18 protein-coding genes and 1 tRNA gene are annotated in these 22,872 nt (G+C 69.7%); 5 read left to right on the forward strand and 14 right to left on the reverse strand.

Annotated elements, in window-relative coordinates; translation table 11 throughout:
• Nucleotides 1-122: 122 nt before the first annotated feature.
• From ACWCSU_RS49745 to ACWCSU_RS49770, 6 genes are all read right to left on the reverse strand, one after another.
• Nucleotides 123-1,127 (reverse strand): DUF932 domain-containing protein, encoded by a 1,005-nt coding sequence (locus ACWCSU_RS49745; protein ID WP_449943993.1) that lies wholly within the window; start codon nt 1,125-1,127, stop codon nt 123-125.
• A 244-nt stretch (nt 1,128-1,371) separates the two neighbouring features.
• Nucleotides 1,372-2,604: a hypothetical protein gene (locus tag ACWCSU_RS49750; RefSeq protein ID WP_449943996.1), complete on the reverse strand. Its 1,233-nt coding sequence runs from the start codon at nt 2,602-2,604 to the stop codon at nt 1,372-1,374.
• Between the two features lie 1,394 nt (nt 2,605-3,998).
• Nucleotides 3,999-5,078 carry an AfsR/SARP family transcriptional regulator gene (locus ACWCSU_RS49755; protein WP_449943998.1) on the reverse strand — a complete coding sequence of 360 codons (1,080 nt, stop codon included), beginning with the start codon at nt 5,076-5,078 and terminating at the stop codon, nt 3,999-4,001.
• A gap of 818 nt (nt 5,079-5,896) precedes the next feature.
• Complete coding sequence (locus ACWCSU_RS49760; protein WP_364084408.1) at nt 5,897-6,193, reverse strand: hypothetical protein; 297 nt, start codon at nt 6,191-6,193, stop codon at nt 5,897-5,899.
• Between the two features lie 944 nt (nt 6,194-7,137).
• Nucleotides 7,138-7,779 carry a hypothetical protein gene (locus ACWCSU_RS49765; protein ID WP_449944000.1) on the reverse strand — a complete coding sequence of 214 codons (642 nt, stop codon included), beginning with the start codon at nt 7,777-7,779 and terminating at the stop codon, nt 7,138-7,140.
• A 39-nt stretch (nt 7,780-7,818) separates the two neighbouring features.
• Nucleotides 7,819-8,142, reverse strand: a complete 324-nt coding sequence (locus ACWCSU_RS49770; RefSeq protein WP_449944003.1) for a hypothetical protein — start codon at nt 8,140-8,142, stop codon at nt 7,819-7,821.
• A gap of 1,539 nt (nt 8,143-9,681) precedes the next feature.
• On the opposite strand from ACWCSU_RS49770, the gene ACWCSU_RS49775 reads away from it, so the two are divergent.
• Nucleotides 9,682-11,247 carry a tyrosine-type recombinase/integrase gene (locus tag ACWCSU_RS49775; RefSeq protein WP_449944005.1) on the forward strand — a complete coding sequence of 522 codons (1,566 nt, stop codon included), beginning with the start codon at nt 9,682-9,684 and terminating at the stop codon, nt 11,245-11,247.
• A gap of 207 nt (nt 11,248-11,454) precedes the next feature.
• Here the strand turns inward: ACWCSU_RS49775 and ACWCSU_RS49780 are convergent.
• Both ACWCSU_RS49780 and ACWCSU_RS49785 read right to left on the reverse strand, forming a co-directional pair.
• Nucleotides 11,455-11,528, reverse strand: a tRNA-Arg gene (locus ACWCSU_RS49780).
• Nucleotides 11,529-11,582: 54 nt separating this feature from the next.
• Nucleotides 11,583-12,317, reverse strand: coding sequence for a ZIP family metal transporter (locus ACWCSU_RS49785; RefSeq protein WP_357699384.1), 735 nt, complete (start codon nt 12,315-12,317; stop codon nt 11,583-11,585).
• A 596-nt stretch (nt 12,318-12,913) separates the two neighbouring features.
• Here ACWCSU_RS49785 and ACWCSU_RS49790 point away from each other — a divergent pair.
• Nucleotides 12,914-13,711, forward strand: a complete 798-nt coding sequence (locus ACWCSU_RS49790) for a phosphotransferase (RefSeq protein ID WP_449944008.1) — start codon at nt 12,914-12,916, stop codon at nt 13,709-13,711.
• A complete protein-coding gene (locus ACWCSU_RS49795; RefSeq protein ID WP_357699380.1) occupies nt 13,695-14,633 on the forward strand; it encodes a cobalamin biosynthesis protein in 939 nt (312 codons plus the stop codon). The genes ACWCSU_RS49790 and ACWCSU_RS49795 overlap by 17 nt, the downstream gene beginning before the upstream one ends.
• Before the next feature lie 24 nt (nt 14,634-14,657).
• Here the strand turns inward: ACWCSU_RS49795 and ACWCSU_RS49800 are convergent, their stop codons facing one another.
• The 4 genes from ACWCSU_RS49800 to ACWCSU_RS49815 all read right to left on the reverse strand — a co-directional run bounded on the left by ACWCSU_RS49800 (nt 14,658) and on the right by ACWCSU_RS49815 (nt 19,326).
• A complete protein-coding gene (locus ACWCSU_RS49800; protein ID WP_387655850.1) occupies nt 14,658-14,894 on the reverse strand; it encodes a hypothetical protein in 237 nt (78 codons plus the stop codon).
• Nucleotides 14,895-14,910: 16 nt separating this feature from the next.
• Entirely contained in the window at nt 14,911-15,780 is an 870-nt protein-coding gene (locus ACWCSU_RS49805) for an exodeoxyribonuclease III (RefSeq protein ID WP_449944013.1), read from the reverse strand.
• Nucleotides 15,781-15,854: 74 nt separating this feature from the next.
• Nucleotides 15,855-16,826 carry an inositol-3-phosphate synthase gene (locus ACWCSU_RS49810; protein WP_357699374.1) on the reverse strand — a complete coding sequence of 324 codons (972 nt, stop codon included), beginning with the start codon at nt 16,824-16,826 and terminating at the stop codon, nt 15,855-15,857.
• Nucleotides 16,827-16,845: 19 nt separating this feature from the next.
• Nucleotides 16,846-19,326, reverse strand: a complete 2,481-nt coding sequence (locus ACWCSU_RS49815) for an ATP-binding protein (RefSeq protein ID WP_449944015.1) — start codon at nt 19,324-19,326, stop codon at nt 16,846-16,848.
• An 82-nt stretch (nt 19,327-19,408) separates the two neighbouring features.
• Here ACWCSU_RS49815 and ACWCSU_RS49820 point away from each other — a divergent pair, with 82 nt between their 5' ends.
• On the forward strand, nt 19,409-20,509 hold the full coding sequence (locus ACWCSU_RS49820) for an MFS transporter (RefSeq protein WP_449944018.1): 1,101 nt from the start codon (nt 19,409-19,411) through the stop codon (nt 20,507-20,509).
• Here ACWCSU_RS49820 and ACWCSU_RS49825 read toward each other — a convergent pair.
• Entirely contained in the window at nt 20,478-21,104 is a 627-nt protein-coding gene (locus tag ACWCSU_RS49825) for a hypothetical protein (RefSeq protein ID WP_357699368.1), read from the reverse strand. The two genes, ACWCSU_RS49820 and ACWCSU_RS49825, sit on opposite strands and share 32 nt — an antisense overlap.
• Before the next feature lie 17 nt (nt 21,105-21,121).
• Here ACWCSU_RS49825 and ACWCSU_RS49830 point away from each other — a divergent pair, with 17 nt between their 5' ends.
• Complete coding sequence (locus ACWCSU_RS49830; protein WP_357699477.1) at nt 21,122-21,304, forward strand: hypothetical protein; 183 nt, start codon at nt 21,122-21,124, stop codon at nt 21,302-21,304.
• Here ACWCSU_RS49830 and ACWCSU_RS49835 read toward each other — a convergent pair.
• Nucleotides 21,280-22,839: an ABC transporter substrate-binding protein gene (locus ACWCSU_RS49835; protein ID WP_449944022.1), complete on the reverse strand. Its 1,560-nt coding sequence runs from the start codon at nt 22,837-22,839 to the stop codon at nt 21,280-21,282. The genes ACWCSU_RS49830 and ACWCSU_RS49835 overlap by 25 nt on opposite strands.
• Nucleotides 22,840-22,872: the final 33 nt, after the last annotated feature.

Here is a 22,872-nt window from a genome sequence, read left to right on the forward strand (position 1 = left end):
CTCGTCGCCTGCCGCGTCCCGTGATGATGGGGCGGGCGGCCCTCTGTGATCGGTTGTCGGGTTAGTCCGTGTGGGTCCGGTACGGCCCAAGTCGGAGCCGAACCGGACAGCGACGTTGCGGGCTACGCGGAAACCAAGAGCCGGAAGGCGCGCGCCTTGATCTTGGCGTTGTCGTGGTCATCCAGCAGGGCCCGCTCGGCCCGCACCGCCGCCACGTCGCGGTTGCCGAATACCGGGCTCCTGTGGTCCAGCCGCTCGGTCACCGCGTTGTACGCGGCCCATCGCGTGTTCCGGATCGGTTCCTGAGTCGGGGCCTGCGCGAACAGGTACTCGAGCTCCCGCATCGTTAGGTCGTGATTGCGCTTGGCCAGGTCCTTTGCGTCCGAGGGAAGCGGGTGGAGCCGGTTGGCGAACTGACGGAACTCCTTCACACCCATCGGGACCGCGAGCAACTTCTCGGCCTCGGCCGCGAAGGCTTCCCCGTGCTTCCAGGTCAGTTTCAGGGCCTCCCGCGCCTCGGCGATGCGCCCGGCAACGTTGCCGGTGTGCCGGACAGTGAACTTCGAGGCGTGGTTGGCGAGCGCGGCTCGTTCGGTGTTCGCGCACACCACCCGGACCGGGGTGGCGACCGTGACGAACGAACCCCATCCGTCATGCCGGGAGAACGCGGCGAGGTACAGGTCGATCTGATCGAATCCGCCGACCATGAGGGGCTCGGGCAGGCGCATGGTGACGAACACCCGGCGTCCGCCGTTCAGCGAGCCGCCCGTGTCGAAGATCGCCCCCGACTCGTCCACCAGCGTCTGCAGGAAGCCGGTCACATCCTCGTTCTGCAGGACCTGATAGTCCCTGCCGACACGGCCGAGGCGCTCAGGTTGGCCGGTGACGGGGTTGGTACGCACCACGAGGAAGTCCTCATCGGTGACGGCCGGCTGGCCGGTGACCGGATCGGTGACCTGACCGACCGGCACCTTACGCACGTTCCACCCGGCCAGCTGGGCGTTGGACAGGAGTTCCTCAGCGGTCATCGGGCCGGGCGCGGTGTAGCCGAGCCCGTGCCAGCCGGGCTTCCCGGCGGCGGCGAACCCGGCCGAACCGTTGGCGAAGATCTCGATCTCGTGAGCCATGACAGTTCCTCTCTTTGAGCATGCGAAACAGAAGTGATGACCGAATGGGGCATGGGTGGGGTGGGGTTCCGCCGTACTGGGGGCTGGTGCGCCGGTGATCAGGGGGGCAGGCGGTATTACCGTCCGGCACGGGCCGGGGTTGTGCCGCACATGCGGCGGCGTTGTGGTGGGCTCGGAGAGCCCTTGGGTCGGGGCCATGGGACCGGGGCGGGCGGGCCGGTGGGGGCCCGCCCGCACGCCCGGCTCAGTCGCCGTAGGTGTCGGCCCCCTCGTCGGTGTTGACGGCGGGCCGGGCCGTGGGGGCGAGGGCGAACCGTCGGGGCCGTTCACAGGTCAGCAACGCATCCCCGAGGTTCACGAGGCGGTCCAGGGCGTTGGCCACCGCGCCGGAGGAGGCGTCCAGAACCCTGCCGATCTCGTAGGGGGTGAAGTCCTTGTCCGGGAACTCGATCAGGTGGGCGTGCACCCGATCCCGCAAGGCCCCCGGCCGCACCCCATTCCCCGTACCCGCGCCGCTGGCGCTACCCGGCCGGGCGGCCGACACCGCGCGGGTCGGCGTGACGGCGGTGCCGGTCAGCACCGCCCGCGCGTTACGGTGCACCGAGGCGACCTTCGTCATCGCCATTTCCAGGCACCCCAACGCCATCACGGCGTTACCCTCATCCTTCGCCAGAATGACCCCGCCGAGGAGGCTTCCGATCTCGGTAAGCTCAGCTTTCACGAGTGCCCACATCGGATCGTCCACCACCGGCTCGGACACTGGCTCGAATGCGTCCATGTCGGGGATCGAGTCGAGTTCGCCGTTCGGCCCGTCGGAACCCTGATCGGCTGCGCCGTCGGCGATCAGGTTCTCCTCGCCATCGGCCGGGTGTTCCGCCGGGGCGGCATCATCCGAATCGATGGCGGCCGGGAGCGCCTCCTCCTCGGATGCGGGCACCGTGTCAGCGTCCGGAGTGTCCGTATCCAGGGCGGGGGCTGCCTCAGGCGTGACATCCGGCGTTTCCGGGGCCGGGGCGGACGTGTCGGCGGTGCCGGTCAGCTCGGTGTCGGTGGTGATCGGAAACCACCGGTCCGCCGCCCGGCCGCGCGTGGTGCCGTCGCTCACGCCCGGCTCACGGCGGGCGCGACCATCGGCCTCGAACTCGTTGAGGATCTTGCCCGCCGCCATCCGGCTCAGACCGGCCGCCGCCCCGATCATCGTGGCCGACCCGCCCGACTCGGCGCTCAGCGCCGCCCACACCGCCGCTACGCGCACATCGGTATCCGGCGCGGGGACGGCGTTCGGGGCGTCAGCGTCGGCCCGTTCAGGGGCCGTCAGGGGCGCAGCGTCGGTGTGGGCAGTGATGGCGGTTTCCGTGTCATCGGAAACATATTCGGTGACAGTCGTTTCCGGGATGTGAATAGCCATTGCGCGATGCCCTTTCCGGTCGCATTCCCGGCCCGGTGCGGCCGGTGTTTTTGTTTGCATCACGACCATCCCTCGCACATCACCCAGGCAGCAAGTCGACCGGCCAATAAATTCCGTCACCCCAACGGCTGGAGAGGCTAACCCAATGAAACAATGGCTGACCCGCCGAGACAACTTCCGAGAAGGCGGCCGGATCGACTTGACACCGATGATCCGCCCGACTCTTCACGCATTTCACCGGACAGCGGCAAACAGCACCCCCGTTGTCCAAATTGGGCTCGAAAATAATCTGCGAGCCGTGTGCGCATTCGGTTGACATCGACGCAGTATCGAGCGTCAATGGAACTAGGTGGAGAACGTCGCCAGCAAACGCGCGCGCCAACACGTCAGGAAAACGAAAAGGGATCATTCCCTCTGCTACCCGCCCACGCCACCACCCGCGACACCCACTGATGTTGCCGAGCTGATCGCCGCTCACATCGCCATCCCCCGCTACAGACACCACGGGTACGTCTGAGAAACGCCGACACGCCCGCCACCGCATACCCACAGCGGACAACCCAACGGCCCGAGTACGTGCCGCACATGGGCGGCACGTGGGCCCGTACACGTTCACGACCGTCAGTCCACGGCAGTACCGCCGTACTGAGTCGAGGCGGACGACCGGACCCCGGGTGGCCCCCTAAGGCGCAGGAGCTGCTCGCCGCTCACGGCGAGGTCACCGCAGCGGCCGGCCTTCGGCGAGGCCGACTACAAGTTGCTGATGAAGAGAAGTGATGGAGAGATACACCAGAAGCGGCAGAGCAGGGCGCGAGCAGCATGGCCAGCCACGAGGCGCATGCACACATATTCCCAGGAGTCGTCCTTAGACGAGTCGGGCCGTCCACCGCCGCAGCCGAAAACGGCTTGACCTGCAAGAATGAATTCTCCAAGGCCTAGCGGTCTTAATCGCGCAGGCGAACGCTACCCCAATTTCCAGTGCGGAAATCTGCCCCCATTCGCGTATCAGCTGACGGCCTGAACCGGTCTGAACCAAAGACGCCGGCGTTGGTTCGCCTCGTCCCCTACACGAGGCGAACCCACCCCTGCTCGATTGCCGTCGCCGCAGCCGATATCTACGTCAGTACAGCTTCACCACTGACCAGATCGCCGTCATCCTCGGCCTGGACCACCCTTGCCACCCCACTGCGCCTCTGCCGGTACACCGTCGGGCTCACCGCAGCGCAAACGGTCGACGACTTCCACCGTCTCGCAGGCACCAACGGCGCCGGACTGCGCGAGTACCCGCCTGTATGACTATGAGAACTGGCCCCAGGGATGCCGACGCCCATTTGTTACCCCCCTGCGCCTACTGGCCCGCATCTACGGCACACACCCCGCCCATCTGCTCACGGGCGAGGCTTGGGCCGCATACCCCCTGCGTGACCGGCAGATTCTTGGACACCAAGGCTGGGAGCTGCCAATCACCCGATGAAGCGCTGGTAGATCTGCCGGGCTTGTGCACTCGGCCGCGCGTCGATTTCCGCCAGCCGTTCCGTCAGCTGCTGGAAAGTCACCTCGAAGGCGGACAATCGACCGAGATCCCCCTGAATCATGAGGATCTGGCGCCACAACACCTCGTTGTAGGGATCGATGCGGTCAACCGCCAACGTCAGCACATCCAGCGCACGGTCCGGGTTCTCCGGCCGCTCGAGGTCGACCAGTCGCAGAGCTCCTCGAACTGCCTGTGTCGCAGCAGCCTGGCGTGGAGAAATGCACCAGGTGTCATCACGATCCGCCAGGAGGGGTCCCTGGTACAGGTCCAGCATCCGTCGCAACGCCTCCCGGCGAGCGTGCTCGTCGGACGCGGAATTGGCTTGAACGTACGCCTCCTCGAACTGCCACCAGTCCACGTCGAAGTACGCCGCAGGCAGCCGGCGCCTCTGTCCTGTCTTCACCACGAACTTCACATGGGCTGCAAGTCCCGTCGCCTGCCGCATCGTCGCATTGATGTCGCGCACCGCTGTGTCCAGGCGGCGGGCACCTCGCTCTTCGTCCCCTGGCCACAACCGCTCGACCACCAACTCCGACGATGCGCCATCCTTGATCGTCGCGAGTAGGGCGAACAACGCGCGGCCTTCCGCACGGCCGAACGACACCTCCCGTCCAGCCACCATCACGCGCGCCGGTCCAAGTACGTACACCTGGGCCAGGGCTGCCGAGCCCGCGACTGTCGGAGGTCCTATTGCCCCCGATGCGGGCTCCGAGATCGGCGAGGCTGCCTCCGCCGTTTCGCGCCGGGAGGGCAGTTCCTGTGCACTGGCCTCTTCCTGAGTACCCGTACTGACCGTGGCGGCACCGACAGTTGCAGTAATGAGTTCGCGCCCAAGGACGAGGCCGTCCTCGCGGCGTATGTCTACTCCAGGGACCGCGATCAGCGGGACGTTCGGCCTGCCCCTCCTTCGGGCCCAATGGACCAGAAGCCCGGTCAGCAGCATCACCAACAAGGCGAATGCGGCAGCACCGCTCAAGACCGGCCAGGAGTCGGTCGAGGCGATATTCACCGACTCGCTGCTTTGAGCAGATCGGGAAGGCAGGGCGGGCATGGGTGCGCCACGCGTGCTGGCCGGAGCAGGAGCCGGCACGCCGGAAGCAGAAGGCTTGGGTCTTGGATGAGCGTGCCGGCGCCTACGGGGCGCGTGCGAGTGCTTGTGTCGTGCCTTCTGGGCGTTCAGGGAACTCATCGGATGTGGTCGCACAACCCGCCCAGGCGACACCTCTACTTCGGCCGGATGATGACCGCGAGCGTTCAGTGCCGGCTCGGCTGCTGGTCGCTGCGTTCTGATCGGATGTGGAGCGTCCGGGGTTACCGTTCTGCTGGGTGACGGTTGCGGCCTGGCCCGTGGCCTTTCTGCCATGTCGCGTTCTGGAGGTGCTACAGAGGCCGGCTGACGCCGCGCCTCCTTCAAAAGCCCCAACAAGTCCGGGTAGTGACCGCTTTCAAACTCATTGTTGACGGAAGCGCACCACTTTTCGATGTCGAACATTTTGTACGCTTCCTCAGATACTGGCGGGCAGTAATCCGTGCCCAGTGCATGCGCCAAGGATGGTCCGCCCAAGACTGCACCGAGCGCAGCTGCGGCCAGGGCGAGGGAACAGGCCGCCAGCCAGAACCCCAGCCATTTTCCCCTTGCGTGAGGATCATCCCGAATCAGCAGGCACCTCCACAGGAGCCGATCACGTCACTTCAGATTTACCAGCCCCTTCAGCGGAATTGATCTGGGAAACACGATTCCAATCGCCAAAGCTTGACCCAAGAGCCACTTGCGGACACGGTAGATACGACCATATAAGGCGTATCCCCCATCCGCCAAGAATCGGGTCAGCCGATGAAGACACTCTTGCCCGTTCTGGCGATTTCCAGCCGACCGGAGAGTAGTACGGCGTTGATGTCGACGTCACAGCTTGGGCCCTCATGGATAAAGGCGACCCCGTTGGTCTCGTTGAGAACGTACGCCGGCAGATCTCGGATGGGGTAACAGCCATGAGGTTTGTAGTACACCTCACCGTTGATGATCAGCGCTCCAGTCGCAGCACGTACCGGTGCAGCGGGAAGGGCAGCTGTCACCAGCATCCCTACTGCGGCGAGGGCAAAGAACCTGGCAGCGAACAATCCCACGCGAAGCCTCCCTGTGTTCTGACTGCCCCTGCAGCCATACGGTAAACAGAGAGTCACATGATAACCACGGTTAGCTATAGCCGCTGGGTAACAGCCCGGTTCGCGCACCGAGGCTGCGCGAGCGGATCGCATCACGTCTCCTCTTTCGCGTAGATCTAGTGGGTCCCTGTATTGATCAGCATCTTCATGGGCCAAGCGACAAGCTGCTGCGTCGCGCGGATGGCACGTAGATGCAGACCGCCACCTCATATCTCAGTGCCACGAATCTTTCAGGGAAGATCAAAGCCTGTCCGACGGGGACCGTCCCGCAATTAGGCTGCGACACCTTAGCGATCAGGAGAATCGGGAGCAGGTTATGCCCGGAATGAGTGAGCGACGACGCGGGCGGATCCGCGCCATGGCTCTGTTGCTCGCAGGCGGGGCCACTACCGCCGCAGCCATCGCCATGGCCGTCAGCGGAGCCGGGACAGCAACGTCAGGGAACCAGCAGACCTCCTCACAGGCAGCCACGGAGATTCCGCAAGGCGCCAACAACACGGGGATCGTCACATCTCCCCACCACAAGAGGAAGTCGGCCACCTCATCCAGGGGCACCACCGGCACTCCAAACGAAACGACCGGAAAACGAGATGGCATCAGCGGCAACGCAAAGGCCGTCATCGCACCCAGGAGTCACGCACGCGTCGATGTGGCGCGTGACCGCCTCCCGACCGTCCACCCACAAACGCCGGACGGGCCCGCGATTGACCATCACACGCCACAGTCGAGCCATCGAGCAAAGCGAGCGCCGAGCCGTCCCCGCCCAGCCTCATCCCGCAGCTCTGAGCACGCTGGAATCCCATCATTGATCGGGGTGAAGTGCGACGAGTTGTTCCCCTCTCACGAACGAGATTTTCGTCTGCGCAACATGGCATGCCATCAATTCTTGGATTGATCCTGCGCGTTCAGCGCGATGTCAAGGTTGTGCCGCGCACGACAGCGATGGAGATCTCCCCGTTGAGGGCGTGGGCCGCGACCGCAGGCGCAACGGCACTGTCCACGACGACCGTAGCCTGACTGGCCGATCCGGACGTGTAGCTCACGCTCTCCACCACAGCCTCCTCCGCGAGAAGCGTGGGCGGTTCGGAGTCGGCCCTGCGGGCGGGGACGTGGATGAGCTGGACCCGTTCACCGCGCTGCAGGTCATAAGGCGCTTGGCCAGGCTTGAGCGCTAGCCCCATCCTGACGGATTTCCCGCTGATCGCTCCGGTCCCGTTCGCCGCGGCCATCGGCTGAGTGAGTAGCGTGCCGGGCAGCACGGTGACGGTGGCGACGGTGGCGGCCACCTGGTCGCGCTGGGCCCACGACCAGTAGGTGACTCCCCCATCGGCGATGCGTGCCTCCTGCAGCGCTCCGCGGTCGAAGCGCTGGCCGGCACCGATCTTCTTGGTGACACGGATGACGGAGATGCGTTCGTCGGCGCGCATCACCAGGAGGGTCGTGGCCAGGGCGCCACCAAGCACGAGCAGCACAGCGAGGGCGGCGAGGGCCGGCCTGCGTTGACGCGCCTGCTGCGGTAACCCACGGGAAGCAACCCCGGTCAGCACACCCGCTCCTTCAGCCATTCGCGGTCGTCCTAGAAGTTGCTAGATGTTGCGTGCCGGGTTGCACCAGCGCCATGTGCCGCCATCGGGATCGACGTCCGGGCCGTGGCAGAACTTGGCCCGCTTGATGGAGCCGAAGAACACCGAATCCTCGACACACCCCGACTTGGGCCCTGCCTGCAGCAGGATCGTCCGGCCGATCGTGGTCTTGTACTCCACGGCCACCTTGTCCTCGTCGTCGAGCGCATCACACAGCATCACGCGCTTTCGGTCGGCACTGATCTCAACGGTCCCAAGCCGCCCATACCCATCGGTCCACGGGCGTGCGGACGCCCACACCGGCCCCGTCACCAACAACCCGCCCACCAACACTCCTGGCACTACCCTCGCCCACCGTGACATCGTTCCCCTTCCCGTGAGCACGCAGCTCATGATGTCACGAAGAGTCATCATGCATACCCGGAACGCAACGACCAGATGCGGCGCACGGCCCCCTTGAGGAGATCGAGTCGGCAGACCAACTCAACCGCCTGCGCCGCTACAAGAGCTGAAGCCCGCCATGGAGCCGACTACATTCAAATGACAGAACGATCGTGTCTGCGCCTCGTTGGCCGAACACCTGCAGATTGCGAGCAACCAGCTGGACTGGCGACCATGACTCAAACTCCTCACATCAAGCACTGCCGCCACGGCCCAGGCATAGCCTTACCGAACGCGATGCTCTATGAGCCACCTCCGTGTCGCCCCCACGGCCCAACCCACGCCGCGCCGCCGCCAAGCTCTCCGTCCTGCGCGCTCTCCGTCCCACTAAGGTCAGCTGCCATGAGCCGCAGGGGCTCCGAGATCCACGACCTGGCTGGCCCGTGCACGACGTGGAACGGACGTCGCATCCCCCGAACAGCTTGAACTCCTGGCCGCTGTCGAGCTGCACATCCGCCACCCTGCGGAGGCCCCCTTGCTGTCCATCGCAGCTCTTGACCTTTAATCCGCAGGCGCCAGCTTGACCGCGTGTTGCCGTAGGCACCCCGGCATGCCAACAAGACCGTTGGCCACCCGGCCGGCGCCTTGCCACTAATCAAGGCGCATGAGCACCCTCTGATAGCACGCCTTGTCCGGTAATCATGGCCGGACCTTTGCTTCGCCTGCTGTCCGAGTTCGGAGCCGACCACAGGTATTTGGAGAGGTGACAGGGATCAGGTGGCCCGGCTGATCGGCCGCACCAGCATGACACCAGCTCACCGCAGGGCAACACAACCGAACCACGTCACCCCGCCACGCAACGCAGCCGCCCTCGTCCACGCCGTTCAGCACCCGGACGGCGCGCGACTGCCGCCCGATGACACCATCAGTACCGGCCGATCGGCCATCCCATGCCGGCACTCGGTACACGGCTGCCTTATCTCCCTATGCGGACGAGCGCGCATGCACCCCAGAGCAGGCTCTGCTCTGGGGTGCATGCGAGGGGTGATGCGTAGCTCGATGGCGCGCGGCAAGGCGGAGGCTGGCAGCGTCGCGGCTCGGCGGTGACCGTCGGATTCGGCTTGACCATGGCCACCCAGGTGGGCGTCGATACGCCCTGTCCGACACGGTCATGAACGCGATGGTGCGATCCTCACGGGCGTGCTCGCGTGATCATCCCCACCGCATCATGCCGGGCCGGATGGCACCAGCAACCCCCGGGCTACGCCACACGGCCATGACCGGGTTCGCCGCGCCCCATCCAGCCAGCACCGACCGTGGCCTACCGGGCCGCCCCCGGGAGCCAGAGCTCGCTAGGGGACACCCGCCTGGATCCGGCCTGCGCTCAGGTAGCGGCACCGTGCCGACCGCCGCCCCACCGAGTCCAGCTCACCACGACGTCGGCTCAATCAAACAGCACCCGAAGAGAAGGAGACACGACACACGATGGCTGAGGGACGCACGTTCAAACGCTGCTCCTGCTGCGATAAGGACGGCAAAGCGCTCGGGCAGAAATGCCCCAAGCTGCGCCGTCCCGGTGGCGGGTGGAGCTACCGACACGGCATCTGGAACTACCAGATCGAACTCCCGCCAACCGCGGACGGCAAGCGGCGTGGGCCGCTGCGCCGCAGCGGCTTCGCCTCCCAAGACGCAGCCGAAGCTGAACTCGGCCAGGTACGTGACCTGCTGGCGCTGGCCGATCCCCGCGAGCCCGCCACCCGTACCCAGATCGCCGACCTGATCAAGCGGACGCTGGCCGAGACCCACACCCTCCCGACCCTCGATGCGGTCCGCCGCAAGATCAAGACCGGGCAGCACCTGACCCAGGAGATCACCGTCGAGCAGTGGCTGACCGAGTTCCTCCACCGCAAGCGGAGGATCGAGGAGACCACCCGCCGCTCCTACGAAAGCCACATCCGCCTCTACCTCACCCCATACCTGGGGCGGCTGCGGCTGGATCAGCTCAAGGTCAGCGACATCGCGTTGATGTTCGAGCAGATCGAGGAGTTCAACGACACCATCACCGAACGCCGCACCGACCCCGACCCGCACCTGCGCCAGAGCGTCAAGTTCCGGCGGCCCGTCAGCATCGCCACCATGCACCGCATCCGCGCGACCCTCCGCCACGCGCTCAACATGGCCATGCGACAGGACCGGCTGGTCGACTTCAACCCCGCCGCCGTGCTGGAGATGCCCGCCCATGTCCGACCCAAGCCATTGGTGTGGACCGAAGACCGGGTCCACGCCTGGCAGGAGGACTTCTCCGCCTACCGCCGGGCGGAGAAGCAGCGCCGGGGCGGACGGCGGGTCGATCCCATCGACGCCTACACCAGCGTGCCGCGCCCCTCCCCGGTCATGGTCTGGACACCCGCCCAGACCCGCCTGTTCCTCGAAGACGCCCGACAGCATCGGCTGTTCGCCCTGTATCAGCTGATCGCGCTGCGCGGGCTACGCCGCGGCGAGGCATGCGGGCTACGGTGGAAAGAAGTCGATCTCAACGGCCACCGCCTGACGGTGAACTGGCAGCTGGTGCAGCTGGCCTGGCAAGTTCACGAGGGCACACCGAAGACCGACGCCTCGGTCCGCACCATCGCCCTGGACACCGACACCGTCCAAGTGCTGCGCGCCCACCGGCAGCAGCAACTGCAGGAACGGCTGGCCATGGGCCAGGCGTGGGTCGACACCGGGTTCGTGTTCACCCAGCCCGACGGCAACCGCCTGCACCCCCAGCACGTCTCCGACCAGTTCCTGTGGCTGGCCTACCTGGCCGGCCTGCCACCCATCCGGCTGCACGACCTCCGCCATGGCGCCGCCTCGCTCATGCTGGCCGCCGGAGTGGACATGAAAGTGGTGCAGGAAACGCTGGGCCACACCTCCAGCGCGTTCACCGCCGACACCTACACCTCCGTCTACCCGCAGGTGGCCACCGCCGCCGCCGAGAAGACCGCCGCCCTGCTGTTCGGCAAGGAAGACCAGACAGAGGCGGGGAGAGTCGTCTCGTTGAGGAGCTGACAGTCGGATTAAGCGTCCGGCCCCGCATTCGCCACCTGCTCGCGGCGAGGCGGGGCCACTGCTCTTGCCGACCAGGACGGGAATGGCGGATGATCATGGGGTGTGCAGGGTTGGTGCAACCGAGCACGCACGGAGCACGCAACCGCTAGACGAAAATTCTAGAACGCATCCGATCCCACATAGCCGCAGGTCAGACCATGATCAAAGCGCGCCCTGCAGGATTCGAACCTGCGACCGTCGGATTAGAAGTCCGGTGCTCTATCCAGCTGAGCTAAGGGCGCTCCTGCCTTATTGTGCATGATCCGGCGACTTGTCACGCACACGTTTTGGTCGTGTCAGGCAGACAGGGCGATCACCAGCCACATGAAGAGGGTTCCGGAGACCGTGGCGGCCAGGGTCCAGCCGGTGGCGCGTCTCGTTGTGTGGGCCTCGGGGAGGATGTCGGAGATGGCCAAGTAGAGGAGGAAACCGGAGAAAAGGCCCAGGTAGGCGGTCAGGATGTGGGCCGGGATGGTGATGAGGAAGGTCAGGGTGGCGCCGATCACGGGGGCGAGTGCGTCCAGGGCCAGGAGGGTGAAGGCGCGGCGGCGGGCGTTTCCGTACAGAGAGGTGATCGTGTACGTGTTGAAGCCGTCGGTGAAGTCGTGGGCGATGACGCCAATGGCGACGGCCACGGCGAGGGAGGCGTCCGTCTGGTAGGAGGCGCCGATGGCGGCGCCGTCCAGGAGGCTGTGGATGACCAGGGCGGATCCCGCTGTGACGCCTACGCCGGCTCGGGCGTGGCGGTGGGCGGCGTAGTCGCCTTCGTGGGCGTCGTGCATGCCCATGGAGCGTTCGACGATGTGGATGCCGAGGAACGCCAGGGCGAACATGAGCATCGGGAGCGGCACGCCGAGGACTTCGACGGCGTCCCGGGTGAGGGCTTCCGGGAGGAGGTCGAAGGCCACGACGCCCAGCATCACGCCTGCGGCGGCGCCGAGTACGAGGTGGCGGTTGTTCTTGACGCGGTCGGCGACCAGCCCGCCCAGCAGCGTCATGAGGAAGGCCGCCAAGGAGAGCAGGATGGGCACGGTTCCTCAGGCTAGGGGGTGGGTGGGGGCGGGGGCTGGTGCGACACTCGGCCTGCGTTCCAGGCCACGCGCCGAGGGGCAGGGCTGGGCAGGGGCAAGCGGGGCACGGTGGCCGTGCGTCACGCATGCCTCCCGCGGTCGGGGCGCCGGTCGTGGCCAAGGTGCCGATCGCGGTTGGGGTGCCGGGTGCCGGTCGGGGTTGGAGCTGCTGGGTGCCGGTCGAGGCGAAGGGGCCGGTCGGGGTTGGGGTGCCAAATGCCGGTCGAGGTCAAAGGGCCGGTTCGTCTCGGATGCCCCCGTGGTCGGAAGGGCCGGTGCGTCGCGGACGGCTCCCACTGTCGCCGGGGCTGTTCGTCACGGAGGTGCCCGCGGTTGAGGTGCCGGTTCGGCGCGGATGTGCCCTCGTGGTTGTGGCGTCGGGGGTGGGGACGGCATGGAGGTGGCGAGCTTGCAGGGGCAGGCATCGCCGGGCCGGGCCGATTCGGAGGCGAGGGAGGAAAAGGAGGTGGAAACGAGGGAGGGAGGCGGGGAAGGGGCCGGTGGGGTGGGGGAAAGGGCAGGCGGCGGTGGGGCAAATGGGGCTAAGCTGTTGTGGCATGGTCGCGACGCTCCTGCATGAGATTCCCCTGCAGGGCGGGGACGTGACAGACGGGGTGGTGCGCGTCGGTGACACGGTGCGCAGGCCGGTCTGTCCGGCCACGCCCGCCGTGCACGCCCTGCTCAGACACCTTGAGGCAGCCGGGTTCGGGGGTGCGCCGCGGGTCCTGGGGACGGACGGTTTAGGCCGCGAGATGCTCACGTACGTCCCGGGGCGGAGTGGGTTGTGCCTGGCGAGTTCGACCGACGGGTTCCTGGTCGAGCTGGCGATGCTGGTAAGGGAGTTCCACGACGCGACCGCGGGCTTCCCGCTCGACGCCGGACGATGGGAAGGCGGCTCGAACGACGACCGCGCGCCGGAGATCATCGGCCACTGCGACCTGACGCCCGACAACGTGGTCTTCCATCAGGACGGCGACACCACCGCGGCCCCCGTCGCGCTGATCGACTTCGACCTGGCCCGGCCCACCACCCGCCTGTTCGACATCGTGACCACCCTGCGCCACTGGGCCCCGATCGCCGACCCGGTCGACCGTCCCCCGCTCCAGCGCAACGTCGACGTGGGGGCCAGGATCCGCCTGTTCTGCGACGCGTACGGCCTGCCGCCCCGCGAACGACGACGGCTGCTCGAACTGTCCAGGCTCCGCTTCCACCGCTCCTACGACGTCATGCACACCCGCGCCACGGCCGGCGGCAACTGGGCCAAGATGTGGGCCGGCGGCGCGGGGCAACGCATCCGCCGGGCGGCAGCCTGGCTGGATGTGCACGAAGATGAGCTTCATGCCCATTTGGTATGACCCGCTAGGTCTCGCGCTCGGTGTCGCACTCGACCAGGTTCTCGGTGATCCGCGCAGCTCAGCCCACCCGGTCGCCCTGTTCGGACGGGCGGCGGCGAAGCTGGAGGAGTCGTCGTACGGCGACACGAGGTGGCGTGGGGTGGTTCATGTCGGGATCTGCGTCGGAGGCGTGACCGCCCTGGGCGTGCTGGCTCAGCGCAGCGGCGACCGGGCCGTCCGTACGGCGGTGACGGCGTTCGCCACGTGGGCCGTGCTCGGCGGCACGACCCTCGCCCGCGAAGGCGTGCACATGGCCGAGGCCCTGGAGGCGGACGATCTCCAGCGGGCCCGGGACCGGCTGCCCCACCTGTGCGGGCGCGACCCGTCGCGGCTGGAGGCGTCCGAGCTGGCCAGGGCGACGGTGGAGTCGCTGGCCGAGAACACCTCCGACGCCGTGGTGGCCCCGCTGTTCTGGGGCGCGGTGGCCGGCGTCCCGGGGCTGCTGGCCTACCGGGCGGTCAACACGCTGGACGCCATGATCGGCCACCACTCCCCCCGCTACGAACGGTTCGGCTGGGCCGCGGCCAGGCTCGACGACGTGGCCAACTACGTACCGGCACGCGTGACGGGCCTGCTGACGGCGGCGCTGGCGGCCGACCCCGTCCAGGCGCTGCGGGTGCTGCGGCGGGACGGCCACCGCCACCCCAGCCCGAACGCGGGCAGGTGCGAGGCCGCCTTCGCCGGCGCGCTGGGCGTCACCCTCGGCGGCACGAACGTGTACGGCGGGCGGACGGAACACCGTCCCACGATGGGCGACGGCCCCAAGCCGGACGTCAAGGACATCAGGCGCGCCGCCCGGCTCACCCGCGCGGTCGGACTGGCGGCGGCGGGGCTGGCCGTGGTCACCGCTTGGGGCCTGCGCCACCGCCGCCGTTCCGGATAATCGCGGTAATCGGCTGAATGGCGGTCAGCTCATTATCCGATTGAGATTGATCGCGAGCCAGATGACGAATGCGGCGACCGCGGTGACGGCGACGAGACCCTTCACCGCGTGGTGCGCGGTCTCCCGTCGCACCGTCACCTGCCTCTGCGTTTGCTTCCAGGCCTGCCTGAGCATGATCATGTTCTGGAAGCGGCGTCCCAGCGCGAACAGGGCCAGCCCGATGAGGACGAACAGGATGACCCGACCATCGGCAGGTTCCACGACACGGCCCCCTTTTTCAGCGTGAAGAAGGTGTGCCCCCGCACATTTGGTCACTCACGATACTCGTCTTGCTGCTGTTTGTTGATTGAATTATCGCGTCGAGATCCACCACGATGGGCGCGTGATCCGAGGGGCCTTTCCCCTTGCGCGCCTCGCGGTCGACGTACGCCGACCGCACCCGTTCGGCGACGTCGGCGCTGGCGTACACCAAATCGATCCGCATGCCCTTGTTCTGGTGGAACATCCCGGCCCGGTAGTCCCAGTACGTGTACGGGTGCGGCCCCTTCATCGGCGTCGGCACCACGTCGCGCAGCCCGAGGTCGAGCAATTCGGCGAGCGCGCGGCGCTCGGCGGGGGTGACGTGGGTGGAGCCGACGAACAGCGCGGGGTCCCAGACGTCGGCGTCGGTCGGCGCCACGTTGTAGTCACCGCAGGCCACCAGCGGCGAGCCCAGCTCCTCGGCCAGCGCGTCCCGCAGCGCGGCGAACCACTCCAGCTTGTACGCGTAGTGCGGCGAGTCGAGCGCGCGGCCGTTCGGCGCGTACAGGGACCAGACCCGCAGGCCGCCGCAGGTCGCGCCGATCGCGCGGGCCTCGGGACGGGCGGCGCCCACCCCGTCGAGCTCGGCGAGGCCGGGTTCGCCGGGGAAGCTCCGCGTCACCTCCTCCAGCCCCACCCGCGACAGCACCGCGACGCCGTTCCACCGGCCGTCGCCGTGGGCGGCGGCGGCGTAGCCGAGCTCGCCCACCTCCGCCACGGGGAACGACTCCGCGGGACACTTGGTCTCCTGCAGGCAGACGATGTCGGGCTCGGTCGCGGCCAGCCAGTCGAGCAGGCGCGGCAGCCGTGCCTTGACCGAGTTCACGTTCCAAGTCGCAAGGCGCATCCTCCCAGCCTGCCACGGCCGAACCCGGCGCCCGGTGTCCGGTGTCCGGTGTCCGGCCGCCTTCGGCGAAAGTGTCAGACCGCCTTCATGAGAGGGGCCGAGATCTCGCGCAGGAAGCCGCCTTCGCCCGCGTCGAGGGCGGCCTTGGCCCGGCGCACGGCGTCGAGGACGTTCCCGGCGGCGCTCGGCGAGTCCTCCACCACCATGCGCAGCTCCACCTCCAGCGGGGAGCCGCCGAACCCCTCACCCTCCAGCCGGATGAACGCGATCTTGCGGTCGTCGAGGAAGGGCAGGTACTGGGCGCCGACGTGGGTGGAGGTGCCGGCGCCGGTCGCCTTGGTGGCCCGCTTGCCCGCCATCCTGGCCGGGTCCTGGAGGTTGACGAAGTCCATGTTGCCCCCGGCCAGGAGCTGGTAGCCGTCGTGCAGGCGCACCCCGCTCGCGGTCAGGGCGTCGACCAGCGCGCGGTGCACGAGCGTGGCGCCGAAGGAGCTCTTCAGGTCGTCGCCGAGCAGCGGCAGCCCGGCCGCGGCGAAGCGGTCGCGCCACTGCTCGGAGCGGGCGAGCACGGCGGGCATGCAGTTGACGAACGCGCAGCCGGCCTCGATCGCGGCCTCGGCGTACAGCTCGGTGGCGCGCTGGGCGCCGGTGGGCAGGAAGTTCACCACGACCTGGGAGCCGGTCTCGCGCAGGTGGGCGGCCACGTCGGCGACCGTGGCGCCGCCGGTCGGCTCGACCAGCTCGGCCGAGCCCTCGCCCACGCCGTCGGCCAGGACGCCCTCGCGCACCGGCACGTCCAGGTGGGGCACGTCGGCGAAGCGGCGCGAGTTGTTCGGCGGCGCCCAGATGGCCTGCGACAGGTCCAGGCCGAGCTTGGCGCGGCCGACGTCGAAGGCGGCGGTGAAGCGCACGTCGGAGACGGCGTATCCGGCGCACACGGGGTTGAGCAGGCCGGGGGCCTCGCCGTCGCGGTAGTACTCGACGCCCTGCACCAGGGACGACACGCAGTTGCCCACGCCGACGAGGGCGACGTTCACGGTGGTCATTCAGAGTTCATATCAGGGTTCATATCAGGCCGGTCCGGCGGGCCAGCGCGGCGGCCTCGACGCGGGAGGCGGCGCCGAGCTTGGCCATGATGTTCGACACGTGCACGCCGGACGTCCTGGCCGAGATGAACAGCCGCTCGGCGATCTGCCGGTTGCTCAGGCCCTCGGAGACCAGGCCGAGCACCTCCAGCTCGCGGGCCGACAACCCCGGCGTCGCGGACAGGGCCACCCGCGTGGTGGCCGCCGCCGCCTCCGCCTGCCGGCGCAGGGGCTCCGCGCCGAGCGCGGCGGCGATGGCCAGGGCCTCGCGCAGCGGCTCGCGGGCCCGCGCCGGGTCCTGCTCGGCCGCCCTGACCAGCGCCTGCCCCAGCCCGTACGGCTGCGCGACGGCCCGCCAGGCGGCCACCGCGTCCGTCCACGAGCCGCCGAGCTCGGCCTCGAACGTGGCCCGGTACGCCTCCTGCACCCGCCCGACGGTGGACAGGCCGGGCGGCGCGGCGCGCACCCGTCCGATGCGGGCCGCGAGGGCCAGCAGCGGCCAGGCGTAGCGGCGGCTGCGGGTGAGGTCGTGCTCCGACAGCACGTGGTCGACCAGCCGCCGCGCCCGGTCCAGGTCTCCCCCGGCCTCGGCGAGGCGGAGTTCGAGCAGGTCGGGCTCCAGGCAGGAGTCGTAGCCGCGCGACCGCCCGCGCATGAGCGGCCTGGCCTGCGCGAGCAGCGCGTCGGCCGCGGACGCCGAGCCCTCCCGCACCGCGACCGTGCCGAGCACCAGCAGGATCCAGGCGCGGTGGATCGGCGGCGGGTCGAGCGCGAGCGCGGGAGCGGCCACCTCGCGGGCCTCCCGCCAGCGGCCCAGCGAGGCGAGCGGTTCGGCCAGGTTCGCTGCCAGATGGGCGCCGCGCGAGCGGGCCAGGCCCAGGCGGGCGGCCTCGGCGATGCCGCGCCGCGCGACCGCCTCGGCCCTGGCGTGCTCGCCGGCGGCCTCCAGCGCGTCGGCCTCGCCGGCGTACGACACGAGCAGCGTGTCGTCGTCGGGCGCGCCGACCCGGGCGCGGGCGTACAGGGCGGAGGCGGTGCCGAGGTCGCCGTCGAGCGCCGCGAGCGCGGCCAGGGTGGTCAGGGACCTGGTGTCGCCCAGCTCGTACGCCTCCTCGGCGCGGACGCGGGCCTCTTCGTCCTGACCGTGCCAGGCCAGCGTGCACGCCAGGGCGCCGAGCAGCCTGGACTCGCGGGGGGCCAGGCGTACGGCCTCGCGCAGGTCGTCCAGGCCCTCCTCGCCGTGCAGGTCGCGGACGGCGACGCGCAGCTCCAGCAGGTGGGCCGCGCGCAGCGGGTCGACGACCTCGGCGAGCGCCCTGGTGGCCAGGTCCTCGGCGCGGTGGGCGTCGCCGTCGCGCAGGGCGTCCCTGGCGGCGTTCTCCAGCACTTCGGCGTGGTCCTGGCCGTCCGCGTACGCCCACAGTTTCAGCACCAGGTCCCATCTGCGGGCCCGCCAGGCCGCCTCGAAGGCGCGCGGGCCGTCCCCGGCAGCGTGCCAGTGGTCGGCGGCCAGCTCGGGCTGGGCGGGGGCGCAGCGGGCGTGCAGGCGGCGGCGTTCGCCGGGGAGCAGGTCGTCGTAGACGGCCTCGCGGATGAGCGCGTGCCGGAAGACGTAGTCGTCGCCGTCCACGAGCAGCAGCCGCGCCCGTACGACCGGCCGCAGCGCCTCGTCGAGCGCCAGGTCGTCGAGCCCGGCGACCTGGCGCAGCACCTCGTGGGGCGTCCTGCGCCCGGCCACGGCGGCGATCCGCAGCACGTCGAGGCCGGGGCCCGGCAGCTTCTCGGCCCCGGCGAGCAGCAGCTCGCGCAGCGAGGCCGGGGTCGTGTCGCCCGCCTCGGCCAGCGCCTCGGCGAACAGCGGGTTGCCCTCGCTGCGCGCCACGATCGTGTCCACGTCGTCGCGGCCGAGCAGGCGGGCCACCTCGTCCCGGCCGAGCGGTGGCACCCTGACCACCTCGGCGCCGGGCAGCCGCAGCGGCTCACGCGAGGTCACGACGACCATCACGCCGGGCCGCGTCAGGTTGCGCAGCAGGTACGCCAGCAGGTCGCGGGCGGCCTGGTCGGCCCAGTGCAGATCCTCGAGCAGGATCAGCAGGGGACGGCGCTCGGTGGCCCGCTCGACCAGCAGCAGCACCTCCTCGAACAGCCGGGCCCGGCCCAGGTCGGGCGTGTCGTCCAGCTCCCCCAGCTCGGGCAGCAGGCACGCCAGCCCCTTGCGCCCGCCGCCCGGCACGAGCCCGGCGCCGTACTCCCTGACCAGGCGGCGCAGCACGGGCACGAACGGCGCGTACGCCGGCCCGCCCGGATCGGCCCCGCCCTCGGCCACCAGCGCGTCCACCCCACCGGCGAACCGCTCGACCAGCCTGGACTTGCCGATCCCCGCCTCGCCCACGACCAGCACCGCACCCGGGGTACGGGCCCACGCGGCGGCCAGCCGGGTCAGCTCGGCCTCACGTCCCACGAACACCTCCTCATTATGAAGAGGCGGCTACGCATCATGCCCGATCCCGTCCAAGGCGGGATTTGTCATCGTCGAGGGCGTGATGACGCGTTCGTTAGGTCTGATGATGGCCGCCTCGGTGTCCGGGATGCTCGGCTTCTTCCTGTTGTTCTCCGCCGTCCCCCTCTATGCCGCGACCGGCGGCTCCGGCGCGACCGGCGCGGGCCTGGCCACCGGCGCGATGATGGCGTCCACGGTCCTCGCCGAGCTGGCCGTGCCCTGGCTGCTGTCCCGGCACGGCTACCGGGTGGCGCTGGCGCTCGGCCTGCTCCTGCTCGGCCTGCCCGCCCTGCTGCTCCCGCTGTCGGCGGACCTGCCCGTGGTGCTGGCCGTGTCGCTGCTGCGCGGCGCGGGCCTCGGCGTGCTCGTGGTCGCCGGCACCGCGCTCACCGCCGACCTGGTGCCCGCCGAGCGCCGCGGCGAAGGGCTGGGCCTGTACGGCCTGGCCGTCGGGGTGCCCTCGGTCGCCGGTCTGCCGCTGGGCCTGTGGGCGGCCGACGCGCTCGGGTTCGCGCCCGTCCTGGTGGTCGGCGGGCTGCTGCCGCTGGCCGGGCTCGCGGCGGTGACCGGCCTGCCCGCCGCCCGGCCGGTCACCGCCGGTCAGGGCGGGCGGACGGGCGGGCTGGCCGCGCCGATGCTGGTCTTCGCCTCGGTCACGTTCGCCGTCGGCGTGCTGGTGACGTTCCTGCCGCTGGCGGGCTCGCCCGGACTGGCCTCGGCGGCCCTGCTCGCCCAGTCGCTGGCCACGCCGACGGCCCGCTGGTGGGCGGGCCGGTTCGGCGACCGCCACGGCCCGGCCACGCTGCTCGTGCCGGGCCTGCTCGCCGCCGCCACGGGCACCGCGCTCCAGGCGTGGACGGACGCGCCGGTACCGGTCGTGGCCGGGATGGCGCTGTTCGGCGCGGGCTTCGGGGTGCTGCAGAACGCGACGCTGACGCTGATGCTCCGGCGCGGCCCGGCGGCCCGGGTCAGCGCCCTGTGGAACCTGGCCTACGACGCCGGGATGGGCGTGGGCGCGACGGGGTTCGGGCTGGTGCTCGGGCATACCGGCTACCGGCTGGGGTTCGTGCTGGTGGCCGCGCTGATCGCGGTGACGGTCCCGCTGGCCGTGGTCAGGCCCGCGTACGCGCCACTCCCACGGTGATCTCGTGGCCGAGGCGGCGGCCGGTCAGCAGCTCCAGGTCGTCGCCGCTCCAGAACCTGCCGGGGTCGTACCAGTTGGGACGGCGTCCGCCGGGCAGCAGGCCCATCGCCTCGTAGGTGACGGCCACGACCTCCGCGCAGTACGCGCTCTCCAGCGTGCGGTCGTTCCTGGCGCGGCGCGGGACCCGGCCCCTGGCCCAGCGGGCGGCCAGCCGGGCCGTGGACGGGAACGGGGTGCCGTCGAGCCGGGCGACCGTGCGCAGCGCCGCGTCCTCCATCTCGGGGGTGGCCTGCGGTTCGAGCTGGCGCAGCCACGGACGCTGCCCGTAGCGGTCGGCCCAGACGGTGACCGCGTCGCGCAGGTCGTGCAGCTGGACGCCGCGGTGGTGGGTGCCGTCCCACAGGTCGAGCAGCGACTTGCCCAGCTCGGCGTGCCACATCATGGGCGGCAGGTCCTCGATCACGATCGCCATGCCCACGTGGTTGACCGGGCTGTTGGTCATGGTCTGGATGGCCCGGTCGGGCACGGACCTCCCGCGGAAGATCCACAGATCGCCGGTCCTGGTCACCTTGACGGCCTCGTCGAGAGTCAGCACATCGCTAGCCTAGGCACATGCGCTGGTGGAAGATGCTCGGTCTGGCGGGAATCGCGGGAGTCGCGGCGACAGGGGTGGTGATCGCGCGCGCCGAGCGACGGCGGCGGGCGTACACGCCCGAGGAGATCAGGACGCGGCTGCGCGAGCGCGTCGAGGCGTCCTCGGCGGAGGCGGTTCAGCCGGAGGGGCGCAGCTCGTAGGCGAACACCACGTCGGGGTAGGCCGGGTTGTCGTCGTAGCCCTGCACACCGCCCAGGTAGGCCCGCTGGTACCGCACCACCCAGGGCAGCGCCGCGGCGGCCCGCACGTCGAGCACGCGTCCGGTGGCCTGCTCATACGCCGCCCGCGCCGCCTCCTTGTCGGTCACGCTCAGCTCGGGCAGCCCTTCGAGCAGCTCGTCCAGGGTCCTGTCGCGCAGGTAGGCGAGGTTGAACACGGGCGGGTCGGCGCTGCGGAAGACGTTGCCGAACCATGAGTAGCCGTCGGCGTACTCGGGCCACCAGTACATGAGGAAGATGTCCTGCTCACGTTTCCTGCCCTGCTGCCACTGGGCGTTCCAGGACAGGGCGCGGGCGTCGAGCGTGACGTTGAGCGGCTTCAGCTCCGCCGCCAGGCTGGTGGCCAGCAGCCGCTGGTCGTGGTCGCCCTGGGCGTAGGTCAGCCGCAGCCGCAGCGGCCGGCCGGCGGGCCCGTACCCGGCGCGGCCCAGCAGCCGCGCGGCGCCCGCCAGGTCCTGCCGGCGCTCGCGGCCCGCGACGTGGCCGGTCAGCCCCTCGGGGACGATGCCGCTGGCCGGCGCGACCGCTCCCCTGAGCGCCCTGACCAGGCCGCGGTAGTCGACGGCCTTCTGCACCGCGCGGCGCACCCGCACGTCCTTCATGGGCCCGGCCGCGGTGTTGAACAGCAGCATGGCCGTCTGGTACGAGTCCCGCTCGCTGGTGCGCACCCCCGGCGTGACCGCGGCCCTGGCGAACAGCCGGGGGCTGAGCCGGTCCACGAAGCTCACCTCGCCGCGCGCCAGCATCCGCCACGCGCGGTCGGGGTCGGGCACGACGCGGTACTTGACCGCGCTGTAGTGCGGCTTGTCCCATCCGCCCCAGTATTTGGGGTACGCCTTCAGCGTCAGCTCGTCCTCCTGGCCCGGACGCCAGGCCGCCACCGTGTACGGCCCCGACCCCGCGTCCCGGCCCGCGCCGAGCCATGAGCGCAGGTCGGGCGCCGCCTGCGTGTCGTAGATGTAGGCCGCGTACCCGGAGGAGGCCACCAGGTCCAGCGGCACGGCGTACTTCAGGGCGAAGGTGACCGTGCTCGCGTCCACGGCCCTGATGGAGGAGACGGCGTCCCAGATGTAGGACGCGCCCGCGCGGGCCTTCATCGTGCGCTCGATCGACGCCTTGACCGCCGCCGCGTCCACCGGCCTGCCGGTGTGGAAGGTCGCGCCCTGGCGCAGCGTGAACGTCCAGGTGCGGCCGTCGGGGGTCGAGCGCCAGGAGGTGGCCAGGCGGGGGGCCGACTTCTTGGTGAAGGGGTTCCAGAGGGTCAGGGTCTCGTAGACGTTCTGGAAGGCGATGAGCTCGTTGGAGTCGGAGGTCGCCGGGTCCCAGTCGGAGATGACGTCCAGGTTCTGCGCGTACACGAAGACGGACTCTGCGGCGGGGGGCCGGGGGATCTCCGCCGGGGCCGAGCAGGCCGACAGGAGTGCCAGCGCGGCGGCCGCTACGAGACGACGGCGCAACGCATCTCTCCTCTGTAACCGATTTGGGGGAAA

Source organism: Nonomuraea sp. NPDC001699, assembly GCF_053596455.1.